Raw genomic sequence first — 22,072 nt, forward strand, 5'->3', positions numbered from 1 at the left:
CCAAAAGGCTTAAGCACTAAGTTTTAATCCCACTACTCCAGTGATGATTAAAATAATAAAAATGATTTTATTAATGGTTATTGCTTCTTTAAAGATTAAAAATCCCACCACGCTAACAAGTGCCAAACCACAACCTGCCCAAGTTGCATAAGCTATACTTAAATCAATTTTTTTCAAAGCATAAAATAAACCTGCTAAAGAAAATGAAAAAAACACCGCAAAAACGATTAAATAAAGATTATTTTTACTTATGCTTGCATACTTCATCGAGCTTGTTGCAATTACTTCAAAAATTATACTAATTGCTAATACTAACCAATGCATTTTATATCCTTTTAAATTAATTTAAAAATGAAACTACAAAAGGATAAAAGGTGGTGCAGTAGGGGCTATAAAATAACCACAAGATAATCTTATCTTCCATTTTGTCCATAAGCTTGTATAAAATTTTAAGATAAAAAATCCATAAGTCATTTATAACCTTGTAATAATTTATCTTATTTTAACATTGTTTTTTATATCTTAGTTAAATTTAGCGCAAAAGCTTTTTGGCTCAAAAGCACTTCATCATTTTCTTTAAAATCTTTAGCTTCTAAAGGGCTTAGTGCTACTTGGCTGATTTGATTACCTATGGCAAGTATGGCTATAAATATGCTATCTTGCTTTTGTAGTTTTAAAATGCGTGCTTTTATAGCAAATTTTTGTGAGCCTTGTGTTTTTAAAAAAACTTCATTAGGTGAACCTTCTTTGATGATGGCTCCATTTTCTAAAATGATGACTTTATTGGCTAGTTTATAAACTTCACTTACATCGTGACTGATTAAAATAGTAGTGATTTTATAAATTTTATGTATATTTAAAAGATAATCATGTAAGTGTAGTTTTATCTCATTATCTAGGGCACTAAATGGTTCATCTAAAAGTAAAAGTTTGGGTTTTTGCATAATGGCTCTTGCTAAAGCTACGCGTTGTTTTTGTCCTCCACTTAGTTCTAAAATATGACTTTTTTTGTGTTTGCTTAAATCTAAAAGTTCTAAAAGTTCATTAGCAAATTTTAGATCTTTTTTGGCAAAAAGTAAGTTTTGCTCTACATTCATATTTTCAAATAAAGCATAATCTTGAAAAACAAAGCCAAGTTTTCTTTTTTGTGGGCTTAGAAAGTTTTTATCATCAAAAAATATCGTATTATTAAAAATGCAAATTCCTTGCGCTTTTTCAAAACCTGCTAAAATTCTTAAAAGCGTAGTTTTACCACTACCGCTTTTTCCAAAAATAGCACAAAATTCTCCTTCTTTAACTTCAAATTTAACCTTAAGTTTAAATTCTTTTTCTTTATTTTTAAAGATTTTTTCAAAATCAAGTTTTAGCATAAATACTCTTTGATAAATAAAGCGCTAGGATGTACATAAGCAAATACAAAATCATTTTTTTGATAGTCTTGCTCTAAAAACTCATGAGTGCTAATTTGAGCTTCGAAAGTGCAAATTTCATTTTCTAATCTTACGATAGTGATGATTTGTCCTTGAAAAATATCAATGATTTTTGCATAAAAGGTATTTAAAAATGAGTTTTCTAAATTTTTTTTACTAAGTAAGCATTCGCTACTTTTAAAAGCAAGTAAAACTTCTTGATCAATGCTTGCTTTTTCATCAAGTTCTAAAGCAAGCATATATAATTTATGTTTTTTTATAAGAAATTCTACCCAGTTTATATTTTCATGATTTTTTATAGTATTTATTTTAGCTTTAATCATGGGATATTATAGCCATAAGCTTTGAAAATTTCCTTAGCCTTTTTGCTTAAAATAAAATCATAAAATTTCTTAGCTTTGGCATTATCTTTACCATAAGAAGTGATAACAATGCCTTGATTGATTGGCTCATAAAGCTTTGGATCGATTAAAATATAATTTTTTCCTTCTTGGAGTTTATAAGATTTTAGCGTATCTTCATATAAAGCACTTGCTGCTATAAAACCCACATCGGCTGCTTTTAATGTTTGAGTAAGTGCTTCTCCTATGGATTTTGCTTCGATGATTTTAGCTTTTGTTTGCTCATAAATTTTAGCATTTTGTAAAGTTTCTATACTAGCTTGACCATAAGGAGCAGCTTTGGGATTAGCTATGGTAATGATTTTTACTTTTTCTTCTTTAAGCGTTTGTAATCCTTTGTTTAAATCCATTCTAACACTGAGTAAAGCTAAAGCTCCTTGAGCATAAATAACAGGTTTTGTACTAGCAAAATTATCATCATACAAGCTTTGTGCAAATTTCATATTTGCAGCCATAAATATATCAAATGGCGCTCCATTTTTGATTTGTGAAACTAAATTTCCACTAGCGCCTAAGCTTACATTGATACTAATATCAGGGTTTTCTTTTTGAAATTCTTTTTGCAAGGCTTTAAAAGCATAAGCTACATTTGCAGCTGCAGCGATATTTACATCAGCACCATAGCCGAAAATACACAAAAAAAGCAGGGTGAAAATTTTTTTCATTTTTTGTCCTTTTAGTAGTAAATTTTGAAAAAATTATAGCTTATTTTTAAAAGCAAAAATAAATTTGTATTTTTTGCATATTTTCTAAGACTTATTTTATAGGTAAATAAAAATTTTTAATCTTTTTAAAGAATATTTTAAAAGTATTTTAATGTAAAAATTTATTTTAATTTTTGTATAATTTAAGGTTTCAATTTGTGAAATTTTAAAAGGAAAAACTTGTTAAAATACATACTAAGTTTGTGTTTATTTTTTAATACTTTGATTTTGGCAAATGACTTTGAAGATTTTGAACAAGAATATCAAAAAAAAGAAGTCAAAGATAGCTTTTATAGCTATAATAAAGCTATGAGTAAATTTAATTATGATCTTTATACTTATTTTTTAAGACCGGCTGCACTTTCTTATAAAAGTATTACTCCAAGTTTTATAAGAACAGGGGTAAAAAATGCTTTTGATACCACAAGATCGCCTTTTAGATTTATCAATCACCTTTTAAGTTTAGAATTTAGAAAAGCTGGCGAGGAATTTGGAAGATTTTGTGTGAATGTGATTTTTGGATTTGGTTTGTTAGATAGTGCGAGCAAAACTCCTTTAAAAAGTTATGAGGCTGATTTTGGAACGACTTTGGGCAAATGGGGAGTAAGTAGTGGACCACACTTAGTGCTTCCACTTTTAGGTCCTTATAATGTAAGAGATGCTTTAGCTTTACCTGTAAATTGGTTTATGGTGCCTGAGGGATATATTGAGAATCTTTGGGTTGGAGCAGGCGTAAATGCTGCATTAAAATTAAATGAATTAAGTTTTGAGTATGAAAAAATAGATGATATTTACCAAAATAGTGTAGATTATTATACTTTTATACGCGATGCGTATGAACAAAGACGCCAAGAACTCATCAAATAAGGAGAATAAATGAAAAAAATCATAGTTTTGTTTTTTAGTGTAGCATTTGCTTTTGCTTTAAATTTGCAAGATATTTCTAAAACTATGCAAGAAAAAATTGATGAGAGCTTAAAAATTCTAGATCAAAATAAAAATGATAAAGCTAAAGCGGCGGAAAAAATCTTTGTTTTATTTGATGGTGTTTTTGATTATGAGCTTATGGCTAAACTTAGTCTTTCTACAAGATATGAAAAATTAAGTGAAAATGAAAAAAATGAATTTAATAAAGCCTTTGAAAAAAATCTTAAAAAAAGTTTCACAGATAAGCTTGCTTTGTATGATTCTCAAAAATTAAAAGTGATTAATTTAGAAGAAAAAAATAAAAGAGCTTTTTTGAAAACTTCTATGATAGTAGATGGCAAAGAAAATTTTGTAATCTTTAAATTTTATGATAAAAATAATGATTGGCAAATTTATGATGTGGATATTTTTGGTATAAGTATCATACAAACTTATCGCTCACAATTTAAAGATGTCTTGCAAAATGGCGATTTTAAAACCTTGCTTGAAAAGCTTTCTAGTGTTGATTTTTCTAAATAATGCTAAGTAAAATTTTAAAAATCTTTCTTAATTTCCCAAAGCTAACTTTGGGGATTGCTTTAATCTTTTGTATATTTTTTAGTTTTTTTGCTAAAAATTTAAGTGTTGATGCAAGTGCTGAAAGCTTGCTTTTAGAGCATGATGAGGGTTTGAAACTATATAGAGAAGTTTCAGCACGTTATGGTAATGATAATTTTTTAATGCTTGCTTTTGCTCCTAAAGATAAAGATATTTTTACTAAAGAAAATTTAGAAACTATAAAAAATTTAACTCTTGATTTAGAAAAAATCAATGGCGTGCAAAAGGTATTTTCTATCGCTAATGCACCTTTACTTACAAGTTCTAAAGGTAAAGAGTTAAAAGAACTTATCCAAAATATACCTAATATTTTTAGTCAAGATGTGGATATTAATCTAGCTAAAAATGAAATTTTAAACCAACCCTTTTATAAAAATAATATCATCTCAAAAGATGGAAAAACAACAGGAATTTTGATTTATCTAGCGCCTGATCTTGTTTATAATAACTTGATTAATTCAAGGGATAATGCAAAAAGTGAAAATGAAAAAGAGCATTTTAGAACTTTGATTAAAGAACACCAAGAAAACTCAAGAGAATTTAGCGCAAAAAGATTAGAGGAAATTACTAAAATAGTATCTAAGTATAGTCAAAATGGAGACTTTTTGCACCTTGGCGGTGTAGAAATGATCGCTAATGATATGATTAATTATGTAAAAAGTGATTTAAAAATTTATGGTTTTAGCTTAGTAGGACTTTTATTTATAGCGCTTTGGTGGTTTTTTGGCTCTTTGCGTTTGGTGTTTTTGGCTTTGGGAATTTGTGTGATTTCGCTTTTTACTTCAAGTGGGATTTTCGCACTTTTGGGCTTTGATATTACTGTGGTGTCTTCAAACTATGTAGCTTTAGTGCTTATTATCACCGTTTCTGTTGTGATACACTTAATCGTACATTTTATAGAAAATTTGCACAAACACCCAAAAGCTAGTGTTTATAAGCTTTTGCTCTCAACCTTACTTGATAAAGCAAGTCCTAGTTTTTTTGCTATTTTAACCACAGTTGTTGGGTTTTTAAGTTTTGTCTTTTCAGATATTGAGCCTATTATCAAACTTGGTATTATGATGAGTCTTGGTATTAGTGTGAGTTTGGTTTTAGCTTATATTTATTTTGCAAGTATTTTGGTACTAATGCCACGTTTAAATTTTAAAGAGCTTAATCAAAATTCATTGAAATTTTTAAGTTTTTGTGCAAATGTAAGTTTAAAACATAGAAAAGTGATCTATGGCATAAGTTTATTTTGTGTGGCTTTTGCTTTGTATGGAATTTTACAAATTAAAGTAGAAAATAGCTTTGTGAGTTATTTTAAAGATAGTTCTAGGATTAAACAAGGTTTGTTGATTATAGATAAAGAGCTAGGCGGAACTATGCCTTTAGATGTGATTGTCAAGTTCAAGCAAGATCCAAAACAAAATGAAAGCTTAGATGAGTTTGAGCAAGAATTTGATGATTTAGCTAAAGATGATAGATATTTTTTTAGTAGTGAAAAAACAAGAATAGCTGCTAAGATTCATGAGTTTTTAAGTAAGCAAAAATATGTAGGTTCTGTGCTTAGCTTGCAAAGTTTGCTAGAGCTTGGAAAAAGCATTAATGATGGTAAGGCTTTAGATGATTTTGCCTTAGCGTTTTTATATGAAAATTTAGATGAGAATTTTAAAAAGCAAGTTTTAACCCCTTTTGTAAGTGTAGAAAATAATGAGTTGCGATTTAGCGTGCGTATGCTAGATAGTGATCCAAATTTAAGACGCGATGCTTTTTTAAAACAGCTTGAAAAAGATTTAAAAGAACTTTTACAAAAAGATAATGTAGAGGTTAAAATCAGTGGTATTATGCCTTTGTATAATAATATGCTTCAAAGTCTTTTTTCATCACAATTTGACACTTTAGCCTTTGTGGTGCTTGTGATTTTTGCTTTGTTTGTGGTGATTTTTAGAAGTTTTGTTTATGCTTTTGTGGCAATTTTGGCCAATCTCATACCTTTGGCTTTAGTATTTGGCTTAATGGGTGTTTTCAATATACCACTTGATATTATGAGCATTACCATAGCTGCTATTTGTATAGGAATAGGGGTTGATGATATGATTCATTATATTCATCGTTTTAAAGAAGAATTAAAACATAAAAGCTTAGAAGAGGCTATAAAAGCTTCGCATATGGGTATAGGAAGTGCGATTTATTATACTAGTGTTACGATTATCTTAGGCTTTTTAGTAATGATTAGTAGTAATTTTATCCCGACGATTTATTTTGGCTTGCTTACAGTTTTAGCTATGAGTTTGCTTTTGTTTGGTTCACTTTTTTTATTACCAAGTTTTATTTTAAGCTATCATTATCTTAAGCAAAATTATAATAAAGCAACATCCAAATCACATAAAGCCCAAAAGCAATAAGCATATATTTTATAAATTGTTTCATTAATGCTCCATTTTTTCTAATGCTCTTAAGATATAAGTAGCAAACATTAGTGCTTGCGAGCGGTGTGAAATTTTTAATTTTACTTGCTCATCTAATTCACCTAAGGTTTTATCAAAACCTTTTGGGATAAATAAAGGATCATATCCAAAGCCATTATTACCCCTTGGAGTATCAATAGCAAGGCCATGCATATATCCATGCGTACTAAAATGTCCATATTTTGAACTTATAGCTATGGCTGCAGTGTAAAAAGCTTTGCTTTGATGTAAGTTTTTTTCATGTAAGGCTTGGATGAGTTTGTTTCTATTGGCCTCATCAGTGCCTTCTTGAGAGTATCTTGCAGAAAAAATCCCTGGTGCATTGTCTAAAGCCTCTACGCTTATACCGCTATCATCACTTAAGGTGATAAATTCGTCTTGTTTTTTGCCTAAAGCATTAAAAATGGCTTTAGATTTTATCAAAGCATTTTCTTTAAAGCTCGTGCCATCTTCGATGATTTCAAAAGGGGTGATGATTTCATTTAAGGCATAAATTTCATAAGTAGTTAAAAATTTTTTGATTTCTTCTACTTTGTGTGCGTTAGAAGTTGCTAAAATGATTTTTAATTTTTTCTTCATAAATTACTCTTTTTGTTTTGACTTTAAAAAAAGTTTATCAAAATCATAGTAAAATTATCCTTTATAAGGAGAAAAGATGTTAAAAACTGTTTTACCTTTGTCTTTTATTGTAGGAACTAGATTTTTTGGATTGTTTATAGTTTTGCCGGTTTTAAGTTTATATGCTTTAAATTTAAAAGGAGCCAATGAGTTTTTAGTAGGGCTTTTAGTAGGTGTGTATGCTCTAACTCAAATGGCATTGCAAGTTCCTTTTGGAATCATTTCAGATAAAATAGGGCGTAAAAAAACTATGCTAATAGGACTTGTGGTGTTTATCATAGGTTCTTTGGTATGTTCATATGCTGATGATATTTATACGATGATGTTTGGAAGGCTTTTACAAGGAGCAGGAGCCATAGGAGCAGTAGCTACTGCTATGATAAGTGATTTTATCAATGAAGAAAATCGTGGTAAGGCTATGGCTATTATGGGTTCATTTATAGGACTTTCTTTTGCAGCTTCTTTGGTGCTTTCTCCTTTAATGAGTGCTAAATTTGGACTTTCAAGTTTGTTTGATTTAAGTGCTATTTTGAGTTTAATTTGTATCGTGCTTTTATTTAGCGTTGTGCCAAAAGAGCATACAATAGTGCATGAAAATACTAAAACTCCATTAAAAAAACTTTTAAAAGAAAAAAACTTAGCTTTGATGAATCTTACTAATTGTATGCAAAAAATGCTTATGAGTATTGCGTTTTTAAGTATTCCTTTGGTTTTAGTACATGAGTTTAATTACCCAAGTGAGAATTTATGGCATGTTTATGTTAGCTCTATGGTGCTTGGGTTTTTGGCTATGGGTTTATCAGGATCTTTGGGAGAAAAAAGAGGCTTAAGTAAAGAGATATTGCTTTTAGGTGTGGCATTTTTCATCATCGCTTATGTTATATTTGCTTTTTCGCATAATGCTTTAGTGTTTATGGTGGGTGTTGTAGTGTTTTTTATAGGATTTAATTTACATGAGCCTATTATGCAAAGTTGTGCGAGTAAATTTGCCAAGGTAAATGAAAAAGGTGCAGCTTTGGGTGTGTTTAATGCTTTTGGCTATCTTGGAAGCTTTTTAGGTGGTGTTGTTGGAGGGTATTTTTTACACCATTTTAGTTTAGTTTCTCTTGCTTTTATTTTGATAGCTTTGTCTGTAATTTGGTTTGTGTTGCTTTTGTTTTTACAAAGTCCAGCAGATTTTAAAAATGTCTATTTGTCTTTAGAAACAAAACATGATTTAAATATAATTAAAGGCATAAATGGAGTTTTAGATGTATATAAAAACTCTAAATTTTTAGTGATAAAATATAATAAAAAATTCACAAGCGAAGAAGAAATTTTAGCGATTATTGAAAAATAATCGCCTTTATACAAAATGTTTTTCTTTTAAAATCACATATAATTTTAAAGTAGAAATAAAGAAAGTCAAAATAGCAGGTCCAAGGATAATACCCCAAAAGCCAAAACTTGAAATTCCTGCTATCATCGCAAAGAAAATTAAAAGTTCGTTAATTTGCGTTGGAATTTGAACAAGTTTTTCATTGATCCATTTAATGATATAAGGTTTTACTAAAGTATCTGCGATAAAAGATATCATTACCACACTATAAATGAAAATCACTAAAGCACCGCTTAGATTGTTGTTTGCAAATTCATATAAAGAAACAGGCACATAAACTAATGCCCCGCCTACAACAGGGATTAAAGAGCTAAAGCAAAATAATATTCCCATTAAAATCGCATCATAACCATAAAATTTAGTAATGATAGCAAAAAGCACTCCTTGCAAAATGGCATTTAGCACCATAGAATAAAACACAACAGACATTACATTGCTCACTTCACTTAAAATGCCTTGAGTTTCTTCTTTTTTCATAGGTACTATGCTTTTTATATAGCCAATGAGTTGGGCTCCATAAAGATTAGCAAAGAAATAAAACACACAAATTAACACCATATCAGTTAGAAATTTAGTCCCAAATTTAGTTGCGCTTGAAAGATAGGTTAAAACATCTTTAGAGATGGAATTTAAATCAATACTTGCTAATGCCTCTTTGATTTTTGGCTCTATAAAGTTTAAAGATTCAGGTAGATGCAAAGAATAATTTTTAAAATATTCTATGGTATTATGAATATAACTTATATTAAAACCGCTAGCTGCTTTTGCAAGTTCTATAATAGCATATACAAAAGGTATAAAAAATAAAGCTAACATAAAAGCAGTGGTAGCTGCTGCTGCTATGACTTTTTTACCTTTGAATATATTTAAGAATTTAACATTAACATTAGAAGTAGAAACAGCCATTAAACTTGCTATGGCTATATTCATCAAAAAAGGTTTAAATAAAAAAAGCACCCAAAATAAAATAAATAAAATAAAACTAATTAAGAAAAAATTACTACTTTTCATCAAATAAACCCTTGTTGTATTTTAATTTTAAAACATCAAAACTTTTTAAGCTTGCAATACGACCTTTGGCTGTTCTTTCTATATAACCATTTGCTAGTAAATATGGCTCTATCACATCTTCTATGGTATTTTCGTCTTCACTTAATGCTGCAGCTATACTAGAAAGTCCTATAGGTTTTCTTTTAGCTTCAGTTAAAAGCTCTAAATACCGCAAATCCATCGCGTCAAAACCAAGCTCATTTACCCCTAAAGAATCAAGCGCTTCTTTAGCTCTTTTTTCGCTAATGATTTCCTCATCATTTACATCAGCAAAGTCTCTTACACGCTTAAGCAATCTTAAAGCAATCCTTGGGGTTGAGCGACTGCGTTTGGCTATTTCTAAAGAAGCTTTTTTTTCACAAGTTTTATTAAGCTTTAGAGCTGCTTTTTCTAAAATGATAGCAAGTTCTTCATTTTTATAAAATTCCAAGCGAAATTGCATGCCAAAGCGATCGCGCAAAGGATTGCTTAGCATACCTGCTCTTGTAGTAGCACCTATTAAAGTAAATTTAGGTAAATCGATTTTGATTGTTTGCGCAGCAGGGCCACTACCGATGATAATATCAAGACGAAAATCTTCCATAGCAGGGTAAAGCACTTCTTCTATGGCAGGGCTTAAGCGATGAATTTCATCGATAAATAAAATATCTCCTTCACTAAGGTTAGTTAAAATCGCAGCTAAATCCCCGCTTTTTTCTATCATGGGTGCAGCGGTAGTTTTAATATTTGCATTCATTTCATATGAGATAATGTTTGCTAAAGTTGTCTTACCAAGTCCTGCAGGCCCACTAAAAAGGATATGATCTAGACATTCATTTCTTTTTTTAGCAGCTTTGATGAAAATTTCTAAATTTTTTTTAATGTTTTCTTGTCCTATGTAGCCATCAAAATTTGAAGGTCTAAGGCTCGTTTCATAAGTTTCATCAGGGGAGAATTTTTCAATCTCTACGATTCTATCCATATTTTTTCCATTTTATTTTGTAAGAAATTTTAATTTTATCTAAAATTTGCTAAAATAAACATTTAAACTTAGATTATAGAAGTTTTTATGGGAATTTTAGAGCAATTAGAGTTAGATTACGAGCTTGAAGAAATCGAGCGTTTTTTGTATTTTTTTAGAAGTCTTTGCGATGTTTTAGAGCCTTTGATAGTAAAGCTAAGCAGTGATAGCTTAAAATACAAAGAAGCTTTAAAAGACTTAGAGCAAAATATCCACAACGTGGTTTGGGCTGCTAAAAGATTAAATTTAGATGAGATTGCAAATTTTTGCACATTTTGTGAGGAAATTATGCAAGAAGCAGCTAAATTTGATGGGCCTGCTAGCGATGAATTTGTGGATTGGATGTTTTTAGTGGGTGAGCAGCTTGATAGATATTGCAGTGATTATGAAAAAAATGCTTCTTTTTTAAGCGTATTTAACCCTCAAATTGCAAATGTTCCAGATAAAATTTCTAAATAATGGGGACGACTTGGCTTCGACAGGAGTAGAGTGGCCTTGGTGGCATGTCGCTTTGAGCAAAGCGTATAAAGCTCAAATTAAAATTAAACGCAAACAACGTTAAATTTGCTCCTGCTTACGCTAAAGCTGCGTAAGTTCAGTTGAGCCTGAATTTTAAGTGATACTATCTAGCTTAGAATTTGGTCATTTTTGATAGTGTAGATTGAAATTTGACAAGTTTTGATTGAAGTTAAAGTCTTAGTCTAGCTTGAAATTTTGGAAGGTGAGTTTGGCTAGATGAAATTTTCACCTTTGCTAAGCATGTAGATGCCGTGGTTGTTTTATTTTTGGACAGGGGTTCAATTCCCCTCGTCTCCACCAGTAATTAGTTTTTATTAACTAGTGCATCTCTTATATCTATGACAAGATAAATTACAAAAAAGCTTAAAAATATCGCAACCAAAGATCCAATAAGTGTTACTAGACCTACTATAAATCCTAGAGTAAACATCAGCGCAATAGAATAAATAATCGCTATAATAAAGCTTAATGCAGCCGCTATATCAAGTATAGTTCTACCAAAATTTAAGATTAAATTTTTAATCATAATAACTCCTTAATTAATAATAATTTATTAATTATAGCAAAATATAGTTTTAATTAATATAAAATTGTAGAATTATTTGAAGTTTAGATTTTCTTTGCAAGGATGGTCCTTGCAAAGAATTTATACAAATAAAGAATTCACACTTTCATTGTGATAAACTCTGCGTATTACCTCGCCAAAAATAGGTGCTACGCTTAGGACTTTGATTTTATCCATTTGTTGTTTTAAAGGTATAGTGTCAGTTACTACTAGCTCATCAAGCGCATCTTTGGCTATTCTTTCATAAGCTACGCCGCTAAGTACAGGGTGGGTACAGCAAGCTATAACTGACTTTGCACCTTTGTTTTTAAATACTTCAGCAGCTTTTACTATGGTTCCTGCTGTATCGATAATATCATCTACTAAAATCACTTCTTTATCTTTTACATCGCCGATGACATTCATCACTTCGCTTTCATTAGCTTTTTCGCGTCTTTTATCTACTATAACTATATCAAGTCCTAAAGCTTTTGCTACGCTTCTAGCTCTTGCTATACCGCCTATATCAGGACTTGCAATGATAGGGTTTTTATAGTTTTTATTTTTAATATAATCATTAAAAATAATACTTCCATAAAGATTATCCACAGGTATATCAAAAAAGCCTTGAATTTGTCCAGCATGTAAATCTATGGTAGCTACTCTATCTACTCCTGCTGATTCTATAAGATTTGCTACTAATTTTGCAGTAATAGGCACTCTAGGGCTTGCTTTTCTATCTTGTCTAGCGTAACCAAAATAAGGGATGATAGCTGTGATAGAGCTTGCACTTGAGCGACGCAATGCATCTGTCATGATTAAAAGTTCCATTAGATTATCATTTGTTGGAGCGCAAGTGCTTTGAATGATAAATACATCTTTACCACGCACGCTTTCATCTATTTGAATGCTAATTTCACCATCGCTAAAACGCTTCACACCTGCATTGCTTAGAGGCAATGAAAGGTATTTTGAGATTTTTTTAGCAAATTCTTCATTTGCTGAACCAGAAAATATTTTATATCCACGCATATATAAGCCTTAGAAAATTTTTTGTGATGATATAAAAAGTTTTTTAAAAATACAATAAAACATATTAAAAGCCGTGTAATCTTTTTAAATCCGCATCAATAGGAAATTTATTTCCATCTTTATCTACGCTCACATAAGTTACTACAGCTGAAGTTACATGCATACAATACACACGGCCATATTCATTAGCTCTTTGAGTAACTACTTCTACTTCTACGGTGATGGATGTATTACCTGCTTTGATGATTTTTGCATAGCAAGATACTAAATCACCTACGAAAATTGGCTCTTTAAAAATGATTTTATCTACCGCAACTGTGACAACTCTTTGTGGGGAAAGTTCTCTTGCAGCAATGGCTCCGGCTAGATCAATTTGTGACATGATCCAACCACCAAAGATATTACCAGCGGGGTTTGTATTGCTTGGCATAGCTATAACTCTTAGCTTAGGTTCTCCCATATCTTTCATACATTCTCCTTGTGTTTTAAAAAAAACATTATAATTAAGTTTTAAAAATAAAGAAAGGTAAAAAATGAATGATTTTAAGCAAATAGCAAAAATTGTGAAAAATAGGAAACAAAATATCAATAGTCTTTATAATATACTTCAAACGAATCAAAGTCATCCTTTGATAGATAGAGCCTTAGAACTAGCTAATCTTGAAAATGAAAAAAGCAATGTTTTGGCAATGTTGCGTCGTTTGGTGGATTTAAAAGAGGAAAATTTAGTCCAAGAACTTGAGAAAAAAGGTTTAAATGAAGAAGAAATTTCTCAAATAAAATATAAAGTTTTTTCTTTAGTAAGAGCCTTTTATGAAGTAGAACATCAAGATTTAATCGATGAGATTAAGAGTAAAAATTTACTTGATGAGTTTTATTTGGCTTTAGTTCAAGGTGTGCATAATATAGGTGTAGTTATGAATTCTTTTGAGCTTGTTTGGAGCAAGCAAATTCTAGATACAAATAATAAAATCTTAAAAGAACAATTTCCAAATTTAAGTGATGCTTTGGAGTTTTTAAAACAAAATGAGCTTTATCAGCTTACTCAAGATGGCGAAATTTGTGAAAGAAGTTATGGAGCTTTAGTTAAAATAGGAACACTTTGGAGATTTTTACCTTATGCAAAGGCTTTTGAAAATGAGGTTTTAAAGCTTGAATATGAGTTTGATAAACTTTTAGAAAAACTAAGAAATTGTGCGTTAGATGATGAAAAAAATGCTTATATTGACTATATAGAAAAATTAAAATTTGCATTTTGTGAAAAAGATAATAATGAAGTGGTTAAAAAATGGCAAGAAGCAGAGCTTGCGTGGATGGAAGTAAAATGTCCATTACAAATTGGCCATCCTTTAGAATACTATGAAGACTCTTACACACATGCAGTAGCACTTGAGTGGGATATACGCTTAGAAGATGTGAGTGATTTTAATGGGAGTGAGTTTAAAGATAAAATCAAAGAAAGTTTTGCAATGGTGTATGCAAATTTAGATGAAGAAGATGAAGCTTTGTTTGATGAAGTGAATTTTAATCTTGAAAAAACTCAGCTTTATATTTGTATGCCTATGATCTTTTATGGGGCAGAGCTTAAGGGACTTTTTTCTGCTCAAGTAGTGCCAAACGATGAGTATGTAAGCAATATAGCAGGCAAAAAGATTTTTGCTTTTTTAAATTATGTTTATGAAAATGCTAAAACCAAGCCTTTTATGAAGCTTTCATCTATGGTATTTGAAAAAGAATTTTTAGATTATGGGAGAGAAATTTTATTTTATAATGAAAAATTATGGAAAAGAATTTATGAAGTTTCTACCATAGGTCATGAGTTTGGACATATTTTCTTTGTGGCAAATGATAGCGAAAAGAAAATGAATGAAAGTGGTGTATTTAAAAATATAGAAGAGTTTAAAGCTACTGCGGGCGGGCTTGTGAATTTCTTTTTACATGAAGAAGATGATTTAAAGCTTCCAGTGTTTTATGAGCTTATTAAAAGGGCTATAGGATTGATTGCTTGGCAAAGAGTAGAGGAGGTTAAGCCTTATTATACTGAAGGTTTGATTCATTTATCATTGTTGTTTAAATCAGGGGTGTTATCTTTTGCAAATGAGAAATTAAACATTAAATTTGATGAAGAAGCTTACGAGAGTTTTAAGGCTGTGTTTATGCAAAATTACTATAAATTAGCAAGACATTATATGTTAAAAGAAGATGCTAAAAATTATTTAGATGAGTTTTGTGTTTTAGAAGATGAGGTGTTTTTACCACTTGATGAAGAGTGTAAGGAATTTGTAAGATACTACTATGAATTACACAAACTTTATGGTAATGAAATCGATGAAAGTGGAGAGTTTGAAAAATACTCTAACGCAAAATAAAATTTTTATCAAGAAGAACTTAGCTTTCTTCTTGATATTTGCTATTTTCTAATGCTTTTTCCATATCTTTTTGTGTTTTTAAAATCGCTTTGCTAAAACCATTTAGCACTGAAAATGGAGCAAATTGCGCCGCTCTTTTTTCTCTTGGCATTGGTGGAAAATGTTTTGATTTTTGATATTTTATATTTATTATATCTTTATAATCATCATGCATTATGACCTCCTATTAAAGAAGTAATTTCTTTAGTCTCATCATCCAAGCTTGAAGCTTTTAAAATAGCTTTTTTACCAAATTTTTGCATGATTTGAAGTCTTGCTTTTTGGAGCTTTTCTTCTTTTTCAAGTTGATTTTTCTCTTGTGAAATTGCATTAAAATCACTAAATAAATTTAATTCTTGGAAATTTTCTTGAGCTTTATCTGTGATATTATTTAAACTTAGGCTGATTTTTCTAATACTTAAGTTTTTATCGCTGATTTTGCAAAAAAGTTCCAAGGCTTTTTTATTGATGATTTTTAAAGAATGGGTAAAATTTTCTAGATTTATACTTCCATGAGCATTTTTAGGTATAGTTCTTCCATAATTATCTTTAGCAATAGCTCCTTTGTAAGAACCCAAAAAGCTTGAATTTTCTAAATTGCTTTTATCATATTGTATATCTAGCGTAATATGGTTTGTTTTAAGGTTATTTTGTATAAGTTCAAGTACTAAATGATCTACAAGTTCTTTTAAAACTTTTATTGTTTGATTATTATCATATGCAAAAGGTAAAACCTTAGCCATGACTTTAGAGTGATTTTGTGATTTGTAATTTTTAATATCTTTCATTGTGCAAGTTTCAACGCCCCATGCATGATCGATTAATAATTCAGCATTAACACCAAAGTGTTTATAAAGCAAAGCTTCGTGTTTTAAAGAAAATCTTGCAAGATCTCCCATAGTATGAATGTTTAAATTCGCAAGTTTTAAGGCAATGCCTTTACCTATACGCCAAAAATCTTTTAAAGGTTTATGCTGCCATAATTTATATCTGTATAATTTTTCATCTAAAAAGGCTATAAGCAAGCCATTTTCATCTACTTGTTGTCTTTTAGCAAGTATATCCATAGCAATTTTAGCTAAGTATAAATTTGTGCCTATACCTGCTGTTGCGGTGATTTTACTTGTATGTAAAATATCAAGTAAAACCTTAGTAAGTAACTCATAAGCTGATAGTTTGTATTTTTCAAGATAAGAACTAAGATCAATAAAAACTTCATCAATAGAGTATATATGAATATCTTTAGCATCAAAATACTTCAAATAAATGCTGTATATTTTTGTGCTAAATTCTATATAAGTAGCCATTCTGGGCTTGGCGATGATGTAATCTAGTTCTAAATTTAAATCATTTTTAAGTTCTAATGTATCAAAACTTTTAGCTTTAAAGCAGTGTTTTTGAGTTTGTTTTAATCTTTCTTGGTTGATTGAGTGGATTTTTTGTTTAAACTCAAAAAGTCTTAATCTACCAGGTATATTGTAAGTTTTTAGTGCATGTGAAACTGCCAGTATGATAGTTTTGTCTGTTCTTGATTCATCTGCTACAATGAGATTAGTTGTTAAAGGATCTAAATTTCTTAAAACACATTCAGCTGAAGCGTAAAAAGATTTCAAATCAATAGAAGCATAAATTTGCATAGTATGTGAAGCTTGCCTTTAAATTTATTATAATTATAACAGTAAAAATTATTAAAATAGATGAAAGGAAATGAATTTTATAAGGTGGCGGACAGAGAGGGATTTGAACCCTCGAGACCCGTTAAGATCTGCACCCTTAGCAGGGGTGTGGTTTCAGCCACTCACCCATCTGTCCGTATTAAAAGGGAAAGTATATCTTATTGATTATAAGATATACCTTAAATTTATACACTAAGATAAGCTATAATTAAAGTTATAACAAAACCGGCACCTAAAACTGCGATTTGTTTGCCTCTGTCTTTGCGTATAGCTATGATAGTGATTAAAAGTCCTGAAATATAAAGGATTATCATAGCAAGTGCAAAAGCTAGCCCAAGAACAGAAAAATACCACATACCTTTATCTTTGTGAAGTAAAATCATATTTCCAAGTAAACTTCTTTCTTTTGTGATAATTTCATAATTATTTTCATCTATTTTGACAATACTTGCAGTATAGTTTATAGTGCCAAGCTCTATGCCATCGCCTTTTTTGTTAAGTTTTGGTTCCAAAGATGAAGGAAGTTTTAAGTTATTTTTCTTTAAAAAATCAATTAAAAATTCAGCTTCAGCGCCTTCTTGGATAATAGCTTGAACTTTTTGAGTTTGAATTTTAGCTCCACTTTCCCCATCAAAACCAGCTATATAAGCAAAACCAGTAACAGCATATAAAAATGCTAGTGGTAAGAAAAATAAGCTAATGTAAATGTGAATTTGTCTGAATAATTTGTTTTTATTCATTTTTACTCCTTTTTGAAAAATAATGAAAAGTATATTATTAAAAAGTGAAGTGAAAATAAAATTTTAATCTTTTTTAAATTTACGAGCTAGAGTAAAAAAGCTTCGAATGATTCCATAAAGTACATATAAGCTTGCGACGATTAACGCACTTTCTAAAAAATACAAATAAAGCATGGAAAATAAGATTACTAAAAGGATTAATACTTTTAAAACATTTGCCCGTTTTAAATCAATTTTTTTAAAACTTGGATATCTTATATTGCTTACCATTAAAAAAGCTAAAAGCATTTGAATACATACTATCATCAAAGAAAAATCACGTAAAAAATCATAATATAAATAAGCGCTTACCCATAAAGCACTTACAACTGCAGCTGTTGGTATAGGAAGTCCTATAAAAACTGAAGGTTCATAAGTGCCTGTGGTGACATTAAATCTTGCTAAGCGTATAGCGCCAAAAACTACAAATAAACCAGCTATTAAGGAGCCAAAACGATCATATTCATAACCTATACTCATATAAAAAAGCATAGCAGGTGCAACACCAAAGGCTATTAAATCTGCTAGTGAGTCAAACTCAACTCCAAATTTAGAAGTAGAATTAGTAGCTCTTGCAACGCGTCCATCCAAGCCATCACAAATTAATGATAAAATGATATAAATTAATGCTTTATCAAAATTTTGATTAATAGAAGCAATCACTGAAATAATGCCTAAAAATATGGAAGCAGCTGTAAAAAGATTAGGTAAAATATAAATTAGTTTAAAATTCATGGATTTAAATACCCTATCAATGCACCAATGCGTACTTTATCGTTTTCATTTACGCAAATTCTAGTATCTTTTGGAAGCAATAAACTCACACTGCCATCAAACATAAAACCTATATTTTGTCCATGGTTTAAATGATGACCAAAATCATCAATATGAACTTTTCTATTTAAGGCGCCAAAAATGATGCGTAATGCCCATTGTTTGCCTTTAGAGCGTGCTAAAAATAGCATTCTTTCGCCCATTAAATTTGTATTTTTCATAAATGGACATAAAAAAAGTCCGTGTCTTGGTCTAGTTTCTTCTATATCCATATTAAGTGGAGCTATGATGCTGCCTTGATGGATGATATTGTTTATAATTTGCACTTCTATGCATTCGCCAAGCTCTTTATATGAGCTTGTTTTAATGCATTTTATTTTTCCTTCTATGGGAGCTATGATAGTATTTGGATCTGCTATATAATCGATTTTACTAGCTCTAAAAAGGCAAGCAAAAAGTATAAAAATACACCATAAAAGCCAAGAAAATCCCCATATAAATTGAGCTATTGCAAAAACTATAGCTAGAATTATAAGTAAATTCCAGCCAGCCTTTGCAATAAAATTTGTTTTCATTAGTTATCCTTAGTAACTTCTTGCTCTTTTTCTTCTAAGCGCGTTGGAAGATTGTTTTCTTCTTCATAGTTTTTAATAATCTCTCTTACTTTAGCACCATCAATAGTTTCTTCTTCATAAAGTGCTTGTACCATTACTTCTATAGCACCGCTATAAGTTTTTAAAATTTCTTTTACACCCGCATAGCGTTCATCTAAGGTTTTCTTCACATACTCATCTAAATCTTGAGCCATTTTATCAGAATAATCTTTGATAGTTTGTCCACCACTTAAGAAAGTATTTCTTTGTTTTTCAAGCACCATTAAACCTGCAATTTCACTCATACCATACATAGAAATCATAGCTTTTATGATGTCAGTTGCACGTTCAAGGTCATTGCTTGCACCAGTTGAAATTTCTTTAATGAAAATTTCTTCAGCTGCACGTCCACCTAAAAGTACATCAACTTCAGCCAAAAGCTCATGTTTTTGCATTAAAAATTTATTTTCTTCAGGAGTATTGAGCGTATATCCTAAAGCTGCTAAACCACGCGGTATAACAGAAACTTTACTTACTTTTTTAGCACCTTTTGTGGTTTCAGCGATTAAAGCATGGCCACATTCATGATAAGTTACGATTTTTTTCTCTTTATCATTAATTCTACGTGATTTTTTCTCAAGTCCTGCTATAGCTCTTTCTACTGCTTCAACTAAGTCTTTTTGTTCTACATGTTTTTTAGAATCCCTACCTGCAAGTAAAGCTGCTTCGTTAATGATATTTGCTAAATCAGCACCCGCAAGACCTGCTGTTAATCTTGCGATATCTTCTACTTTTACTTCAGGTGAAATTTTAACATCTTTCATATGAACTTTTAAAATATCACATCTGCCTTTAAAATCAGGCTTATCTACTAAAACTTGTCTATCAAAACGTCCCGGTCTAAGTAATGCTGCATCTAAGACTTCAGGACGGTTTGTCGCTGCTAGTACGATTACTGGCGAGCTTTCAGTACCAAAGCCATCCATTTCTGCTAGAAGTTGATTTAAAGTCTGCTCTCTTTCATCGTTTCCACCCATCATGCCACTTGCAGCACGTGATTTACCTATAGCATCAATTTCATCTATAAATACAATAGCTGGAGCTTCTTTTTTAGCATTTTCAAATAAATCTCTAACCCTACTAGCTCCAACACCCACAAACATTTCTATGAAAGATGAACCTGAGACGCTAAAAAATGGTACATCAGCTTCGCCTGCCACTGCTTTTGCAAGTAAAGTTTTACCTGTACCTGGAGGGCCTACAAGCAAAAGTCCTTTTGGAATTTTTGCTCCAAGATTGATATATCTTTCAGGATATTTTAGAAAATCAACTATTTCTTTAACTTCTTCTTTTGCTTCCTCAACACCTGCAACATCATTGAATTTAACTTTTGGTTTTTCTGAATTTACAAGCTTTTTAGAGCTTCCTATACCAAGTATAGATCCGCCCATATTTTTTTGCATACGAGAAGCTAAAAACATCCATATACCAAAGAAAATAAACACCGGTAAAACCCAAGAAAGTAAGATATCTATAAACCAATTACTCTCGTTAAAAGCTCCATAAGAAACGCCTTTTGAATCAAGCAAAGGCACAAAAGTAGCATCATTTGGAACTTTTTTAGTAATATATACCATATTTCCTGCTTTAGATACTGCTTTTATGGTAGTTTGACCTATGTTAACTTGGGCAATTTGATTATTTTCGATTAAAGTTTTTAATTCAGAATAAGTAACTTTTTTGGTATTTTCTCCGCCCATAATACCCATACTACCATCATCTGAAAATCCTTTAAATAAAAAAATCATCACAATGGCAAAAATAGCGAAAATAAAAATAGGGTTTTTATTAAAAAAGCTATTATTGTTTGGATTATCTTTTGGTTCGTTTGGTTTTTTATTCATTATTTTGTTTCCTTTTTGTAAGCTAAACTCAACCACTCTCCTTTGTGTTTACATTCTAACAAAGTCAAATCTTTGAATTTATCTTTAATTCTTTCTTCATATTTGTTTAAAATACCAGATAAGATTAAAATTCCACCTTCTTTGGTTTTTTCTTTAAGATCTTTTTCTAGTATGATTAAAATATCAGCAATGATATTTGCCACAACTATATCATATTTATGTAAGCTTTTATTAATAGAACCTACCCAAATATCATCAAAGCTAACTTGATTTAATTTTGCATTTTCCTTGCTTGCAACGACGGCTAGCTCGTCTGTATCACAAGCTTGAACTTTAGCTCCAAGCTTTGCCATGATGATACTTAAAATCCCACTTCCACAGCCTACATCTAAGCAAAATTTAGAATCATCTGTGTATTTTTGTAAAAATTCTATACAAGTGTAAGTGCTTTCATGATGTCCTGAGCCAAAAGCTAGGGCAGGGTCTATAATGATATTGATTTTATCTTGTATAGCTTCTTGCCAAGTGGTATGAATGTGGATATTGTCAATGGTTAAAGCTTGTATGCCTTTTTTATACTCTTCTATCCAGTTTTTATTTTCTTTTTTTTCTAAAGTAGAATGAAAATAAATCTTAGTGTTAAATTTTTCACATAATTTTTGATGAAAGCTTTGCAAGGCTATTTGAATGAGTTTTATATCTTCTTCTGATCGTATATAAACGCCATCATTCTTTTCTTCTATGGCATCTATATCTAGAGAAAAAACAAGATCAAGGAATAAATCTAAATATTCCTTGTCTGTTTGAAAAAAAAGTTCGTAATAATGTGTTTGCATAAAAACTTATAATCAGCCTTCGTTTGTTCCTAAAACATCTTCAAGTTTTTCTTTTAATACTTGAGGTGTAAAAGGTTTTACAATATAGTTATTTACACCTGCTTTTAAAGCTGTGATAACTTCTGCCTTACCACCTTCTGTAGTTACCATGATAATAGGCATATCAGCATATTTTTCTTCTGCTCTTACTTTTTTTACTAGTTCTAAGCCGTTCATTTCAGGCATATTCCAGTCAGTAATTAAAATTTTAATATCATCATTTTGTGAAAGCAAATCCCAAGCTTCAACTCCATGTTCAGCTTCTAAAACATCTTTGTGACCTAATCTTACAAGAGTGTTTTTGATTATTCTTCTCATGGTAGAACTATCATCAACTACTAATAACTTCACTTTTTTTCCTTTGTCTTGATGTAATTACATAAAAGTGTAATTGTATCGTTTTTATTTTTATT

General features: G+C 30.4%; 24 protein-coding genes, 1 tRNA gene and 1 other RNA gene. 7 read left to right on the top strand and 19 right to left on the bottom strand.

Translation table 11 applies throughout. From position 1 onward, the window contains the following. Positions 1-9 precede the first annotated feature (9 nt). The 4 genes from L8U41_RS02195 to modA all read right to left on the bottom strand — a co-directional run bounded on the left by L8U41_RS02195 (position 10) and on the right by modA (position 2,496). A complete protein-coding gene (locus L8U41_RS02195) occupies positions 10-324 on the bottom strand; it encodes a DMT family transporter (RefSeq protein WP_147574684.1) in 315 nt (104 codons plus the stop codon). 191 nt (positions 325-515) lie between these two features. Further along, a complete protein-coding gene (locus tag L8U41_RS02200; protein WP_263727689.1) occupies positions 516-1,370 on the bottom strand; it encodes an ABC transporter ATP-binding protein in 855 nt (284 codons plus the stop codon). Beyond that, positions 1,364-1,753, bottom strand: coding sequence for a hypothetical protein (locus L8U41_RS02205; RefSeq protein WP_263727690.1), 390 nt, complete (start codon positions 1,751-1,753; stop codon positions 1,364-1,366). Before L8U41_RS02205 ends, L8U41_RS02200 begins: the two co-directional genes overlap by 7 nt. Continuing rightward, complete coding sequence (modA, locus tag L8U41_RS02210; RefSeq protein ID WP_263727691.1) at positions 1,750-2,496, bottom strand: molybdate ABC transporter substrate-binding protein; 747 nt, start codon at positions 2,494-2,496, stop codon at positions 1,750-1,752. Before modA ends, L8U41_RS02205 begins: the two co-directional genes overlap by 4 nt. A gap of 219 nt (positions 2,497-2,715) precedes the next feature. Here modA and L8U41_RS02215 point away from each other — a divergent pair, with 219 nt between their 5' ends. From L8U41_RS02215 to L8U41_RS02225, 3 genes are read left to right on the top strand one after another with little or no spacing between them, the layout of a single operon-like run. Beyond that, positions 2,716-3,402: a VacJ family lipoprotein gene (locus L8U41_RS02215; RefSeq protein ID WP_263663416.1), complete on the top strand. Its 687-nt coding sequence runs from the start codon at positions 2,716-2,718 to the stop codon at positions 3,400-3,402. A 9-nt stretch (positions 3,403-3,411) separates the two neighbouring features. Continuing rightward, entirely contained in the window at positions 3,412-3,981 is a 570-nt protein-coding gene (locus L8U41_RS02220) for an ABC transporter substrate-binding protein (protein ID WP_263663417.1), read from the top strand. After that, positions 3,981-6,446 (top strand): efflux RND transporter permease subunit, encoded by a 2,466-nt coding sequence (locus L8U41_RS02225; protein ID WP_263727692.1) that lies wholly within the window; start codon positions 3,981-3,983, stop codon positions 6,444-6,446. The genes L8U41_RS02220 and L8U41_RS02225 overlap by 1 nt, the downstream gene beginning before the upstream one ends. Positions 6,447-6,470: 24 nt before the next feature. Here L8U41_RS02225 and rdgB read toward each other — a convergent pair whose 3' ends face one another. Continuing rightward, complete coding sequence (gene rdgB, locus L8U41_RS02230; protein ID WP_263727693.1) at positions 6,471-7,088, bottom strand: RdgB/HAM1 family non-canonical purine NTP pyrophosphatase; 618 nt, start codon at positions 7,086-7,088, stop codon at positions 6,471-6,473. A 76-nt stretch (positions 7,089-7,164) separates the two neighbouring features. On the opposite strand from rdgB, the gene L8U41_RS02235 reads away from it, so the two are divergent. Further along, positions 7,165-8,466: an MFS transporter gene (locus L8U41_RS02235; RefSeq protein WP_263702251.1), complete on the top strand. Its 1,302-nt coding sequence runs from the start codon at positions 7,165-7,167 to the stop codon at positions 8,464-8,466. Between the two features lie 6 nt (positions 8,467-8,472). Here L8U41_RS02235 and L8U41_RS02240 read toward each other — a convergent pair whose 3' ends face one another. Continuing rightward, positions 8,473-9,516, bottom strand: a complete 1,044-nt coding sequence (locus tag L8U41_RS02240) for an AI-2E family transporter (protein ID WP_263702250.1) — start codon at positions 9,514-9,516, stop codon at positions 8,473-8,475. Next, on the bottom strand, positions 9,506-10,516 hold the full coding sequence (gene ruvB / locus L8U41_RS02245; protein WP_039619088.1) for a Holliday junction branch migration DNA helicase RuvB: 1,011 nt from the start codon (positions 10,514-10,516) through the stop codon (positions 9,506-9,508). The genes L8U41_RS02240 and ruvB overlap by 11 nt, the downstream gene beginning before the upstream one ends. An 87-nt stretch (positions 10,517-10,603) precedes the next feature. Here ruvB and L8U41_RS02250 point away from each other — a divergent pair, with 87 nt between their 5' ends. Continuing rightward, positions 10,604-11,014 (top strand): histidine phosphotransferase, encoded by a 411-nt coding sequence (locus tag L8U41_RS02250; RefSeq protein ID WP_257399298.1) that lies wholly within the window; start codon positions 10,604-10,606, stop codon positions 11,012-11,014. A 1-nt stretch (position 11,015) separates the two neighbouring features. Next, positions 11,016-11,374: a transfer-messenger RNA gene (gene ssrA, locus L8U41_RS02255) on the top strand. A 4-nt stretch (positions 11,375-11,378) separates the two neighbouring features. Here ssrA and L8U41_RS02260 read toward each other — a convergent pair. From L8U41_RS02260 to L8U41_RS02270, 3 genes are all read right to left on the bottom strand, one after another. Further along, positions 11,379-11,600 carry a hypothetical protein gene (locus tag L8U41_RS02260; protein ID WP_214135152.1) on the bottom strand — a complete coding sequence of 74 codons (222 nt, stop codon included), beginning with the start codon at positions 11,598-11,600 and terminating at the stop codon, positions 11,379-11,381. 120 nt (positions 11,601-11,720) lie between these two features. After that, the gene (locus L8U41_RS02265; protein ID WP_139470980.1) at positions 11,721-12,650 is read right to left on the bottom strand and encodes a ribose-phosphate pyrophosphokinase; all 930 of its coding nucleotides are present in this window, start codon (positions 12,648-12,650) and stop codon (positions 11,721-11,723) included. Positions 12,651-12,714: 64 nt separating this feature from the next. Then, positions 12,715-13,119, bottom strand: coding sequence for an acyl-CoA thioesterase (locus L8U41_RS02270; RefSeq protein WP_039619080.1), 405 nt, complete (start codon positions 13,117-13,119; stop codon positions 12,715-12,717). A gap of 64 nt (positions 13,120-13,183) precedes the next feature. On the opposite strand from L8U41_RS02270, the gene ciaB reads away from it, so the two are divergent. Continuing rightward, entirely contained in the window at positions 13,184-15,019 is a 1,836-nt protein-coding gene (gene ciaB / locus L8U41_RS02275) for an invasion protein CiaB (protein WP_263727694.1), read from the top strand. A gap of 19 nt (positions 15,020-15,038) precedes the next feature. Here ciaB and L8U41_RS02280 read toward each other — a convergent pair whose 3' ends face one another. The 9 genes from L8U41_RS02280 to L8U41_RS02320 all read right to left on the bottom strand — a co-directional run bounded on the left by L8U41_RS02280 (position 15,039) and on the right by L8U41_RS02320 (position 22,010). Then, the gene (locus L8U41_RS02280) at positions 15,039-15,233 is read right to left on the bottom strand and encodes a hypothetical protein (protein ID WP_263663422.1); all 195 of its coding nucleotides are present in this window, start codon (positions 15,231-15,233) and stop codon (positions 15,039-15,041) included. Then, complete coding sequence (locus L8U41_RS02285; RefSeq protein WP_263727695.1) at positions 15,226-16,695, bottom strand: DNA methylase; 1,470 nt, start codon at positions 16,693-16,695, stop codon at positions 15,226-15,228. Before L8U41_RS02285 ends, L8U41_RS02280 begins: the two co-directional genes overlap by 8 nt. A gap of 85 nt (positions 16,696-16,780) precedes the next feature. Continuing rightward, positions 16,781-16,870, bottom strand: a tRNA-Ser gene (locus L8U41_RS02290). A gap of 49 nt (positions 16,871-16,919) precedes the next feature. Continuing rightward, positions 16,920-17,474, bottom strand: a complete 555-nt coding sequence (locus L8U41_RS02295; RefSeq protein ID WP_263682382.1) for a PepSY-associated TM helix domain-containing protein — start codon at positions 17,472-17,474, stop codon at positions 16,920-16,922. 63 nt (positions 17,475-17,537) lie between these two features. After that, positions 17,538-18,248, bottom strand: coding sequence for a CDP-diacylglycerol--serine O-phosphatidyltransferase (gene pssA / locus L8U41_RS02300; RefSeq protein ID WP_257399294.1), 711 nt, complete (start codon positions 18,246-18,248; stop codon positions 17,538-17,540). Beyond that, positions 18,245-18,862, bottom strand: a complete 618-nt coding sequence (locus L8U41_RS02305; protein WP_263702245.1) for a phosphatidylserine decarboxylase — start codon at positions 18,860-18,862, stop codon at positions 18,245-18,247. Before L8U41_RS02305 ends, pssA begins: the two co-directional genes overlap by 4 nt. Beyond that, the gene (gene ftsH / locus L8U41_RS02310) at positions 18,862-20,784 is read right to left on the bottom strand and encodes an ATP-dependent zinc metalloprotease FtsH (protein ID WP_263727696.1); all 1,923 of its coding nucleotides are present in this window, start codon (positions 20,782-20,784) and stop codon (positions 18,862-18,864) included. Before ftsH ends, L8U41_RS02305 begins: the two co-directional genes overlap by 1 nt. Continuing rightward, on the bottom strand, positions 20,784-21,620 hold the full coding sequence (locus L8U41_RS02315) for a 50S ribosomal protein L11 methyltransferase (protein ID WP_263706830.1): 837 nt from the start codon (positions 21,618-21,620) through the stop codon (positions 20,784-20,786). The genes ftsH and L8U41_RS02315 overlap by 1 nt, the downstream gene beginning before the upstream one ends. A gap of 12 nt (positions 21,621-21,632) precedes the next feature. Beyond that, a complete protein-coding gene (locus L8U41_RS02320) occupies positions 21,633-22,010 on the bottom strand; it encodes a chemotaxis response regulator CheY (protein WP_039619063.1) in 378 nt (125 codons plus the stop codon). Positions 22,011-22,072 lie beyond the last annotated feature (62 nt).

The sequence above is a fragment of the Campylobacter sp. RKI_CA19_01116 genome, assembly GCF_025771405.1.
Lineage (GTDB): Bacteria > Campylobacterota > Campylobacteria > Campylobacterales > Campylobacteraceae > Campylobacter_D.

Excerpts from the sequence above, each read along its gene's own strand:
- L8U41_RS02195 (WP_147574684.1), bottom strand. The coding sequence starts at position 324 with ATGCATTGGTTAGTATTAGCAATTAGTATAATTTTTGAAGTAATTGCA.
- L8U41_RS02200 (WP_263727689.1), bottom strand. The coding sequence starts at position 1,370 with ATGCTAAAACTTGATTTTGAAAAAATCTTTAAAAATAAAGAAAAAGAA.
- L8U41_RS02205 (WP_263727690.1), bottom strand. The coding sequence starts at position 1,753 with ATGATTAAAGCTAAAATAAATACTATAAAAAATCATGAAAATATAAAC.
- modA (WP_263727691.1), bottom strand. The coding sequence starts at position 2,496 with ATGAAAAAAATTTTCACCCTGCTTTTTTTGTGTATTTTCGGCTATGGT.
- L8U41_RS02220 (WP_263663417.1), top strand. The coding sequence starts at position 3,412 with ATGAAAAAAATCATAGTTTTGTTTTTTAGTGTAGCATTTGCTTTTGCT.
- L8U41_RS02225 (WP_263727692.1), top strand. The coding sequence starts at position 3,981 with ATGCTAAGTAAAATTTTAAAAATCTTTCTTAATTTCCCAAAGCTAACT.
- rdgB (WP_263727693.1), bottom strand. The coding sequence starts at position 7,088 with ATGAAGAAAAAATTAAAAATCATTTTAGCAACTTCTAACGCACACAAA.
- L8U41_RS02235 (WP_263702251.1), top strand. The coding sequence starts at position 7,165 with ATGTTAAAAACTGTTTTACCTTTGTCTTTTATTGTAGGAACTAGATTT.
- L8U41_RS02240 (WP_263702250.1), bottom strand. The coding sequence starts at position 9,516 with ATGAAAAGTAGTAATTTTTTCTTAATTAGTTTTATTTTATTTATTTTA.
- ruvB (WP_039619088.1), bottom strand. The coding sequence starts at position 10,516 with ATGGATAGAATCGTAGAGATTGAAAAATTCTCCCCTGATGAAACTTAT.
- L8U41_RS02250 (WP_257399298.1), top strand. The coding sequence starts at position 10,604 with ATGGGAATTTTAGAGCAATTAGAGTTAGATTACGAGCTTGAAGAAATC.
- L8U41_RS02260 (WP_214135152.1), bottom strand. The coding sequence starts at position 11,600 with ATGATTAAAAATTTAATCTTAAATTTTGGTAGAACTATACTTGATATA.
- L8U41_RS02265 (WP_139470980.1), bottom strand. The coding sequence starts at position 12,650 with ATGCGTGGATATAAAATATTTTCTGGTTCAGCAAATGAAGAATTTGCT.
- L8U41_RS02270 (WP_039619080.1), bottom strand. The coding sequence starts at position 13,119 with ATGAAAGATATGGGAGAACCTAAGCTAAGAGTTATAGCTATGCCAAGC.
- ciaB (WP_263727694.1), top strand. The coding sequence starts at position 13,184 with ATGAATGATTTTAAGCAAATAGCAAAAATTGTGAAAAATAGGAAACAA.
- L8U41_RS02280 (WP_263663422.1), bottom strand. The coding sequence starts at position 15,233 with ATGCATGATGATTATAAAGATATAATAAATATAAAATATCAAAAATCA.
- L8U41_RS02285 (WP_263727695.1), bottom strand. The coding sequence starts at position 16,695 with ATGCAAATTTATGCTTCTATTGATTTGAAATCTTTTTACGCTTCAGCT.
- L8U41_RS02295 (WP_263682382.1), bottom strand. The coding sequence starts at position 17,474 with ATGAATAAAAACAAATTATTCAGACAAATTCACATTTACATTAGCTTA.
- pssA (WP_257399294.1), bottom strand. The coding sequence starts at position 18,248 with ATGAATTTTAAACTAATTTATATTTTACCTAATCTTTTTACAGCTGCT.
- L8U41_RS02305 (WP_263702245.1), bottom strand. The coding sequence starts at position 18,862 with ATGAAAACAAATTTTATTGCAAAGGCTGGCTGGAATTTACTTATAATT.
- ftsH (WP_263727696.1), bottom strand. The coding sequence starts at position 20,784 with ATGAATAAAAAACCAAACGAACCAAAAGATAATCCAAACAATAATAGC.
- L8U41_RS02315 (WP_263706830.1), bottom strand. The coding sequence starts at position 21,620 with ATGCAAACACATTATTACGAACTTTTTTTTCAAACAGACAAGGAATAT.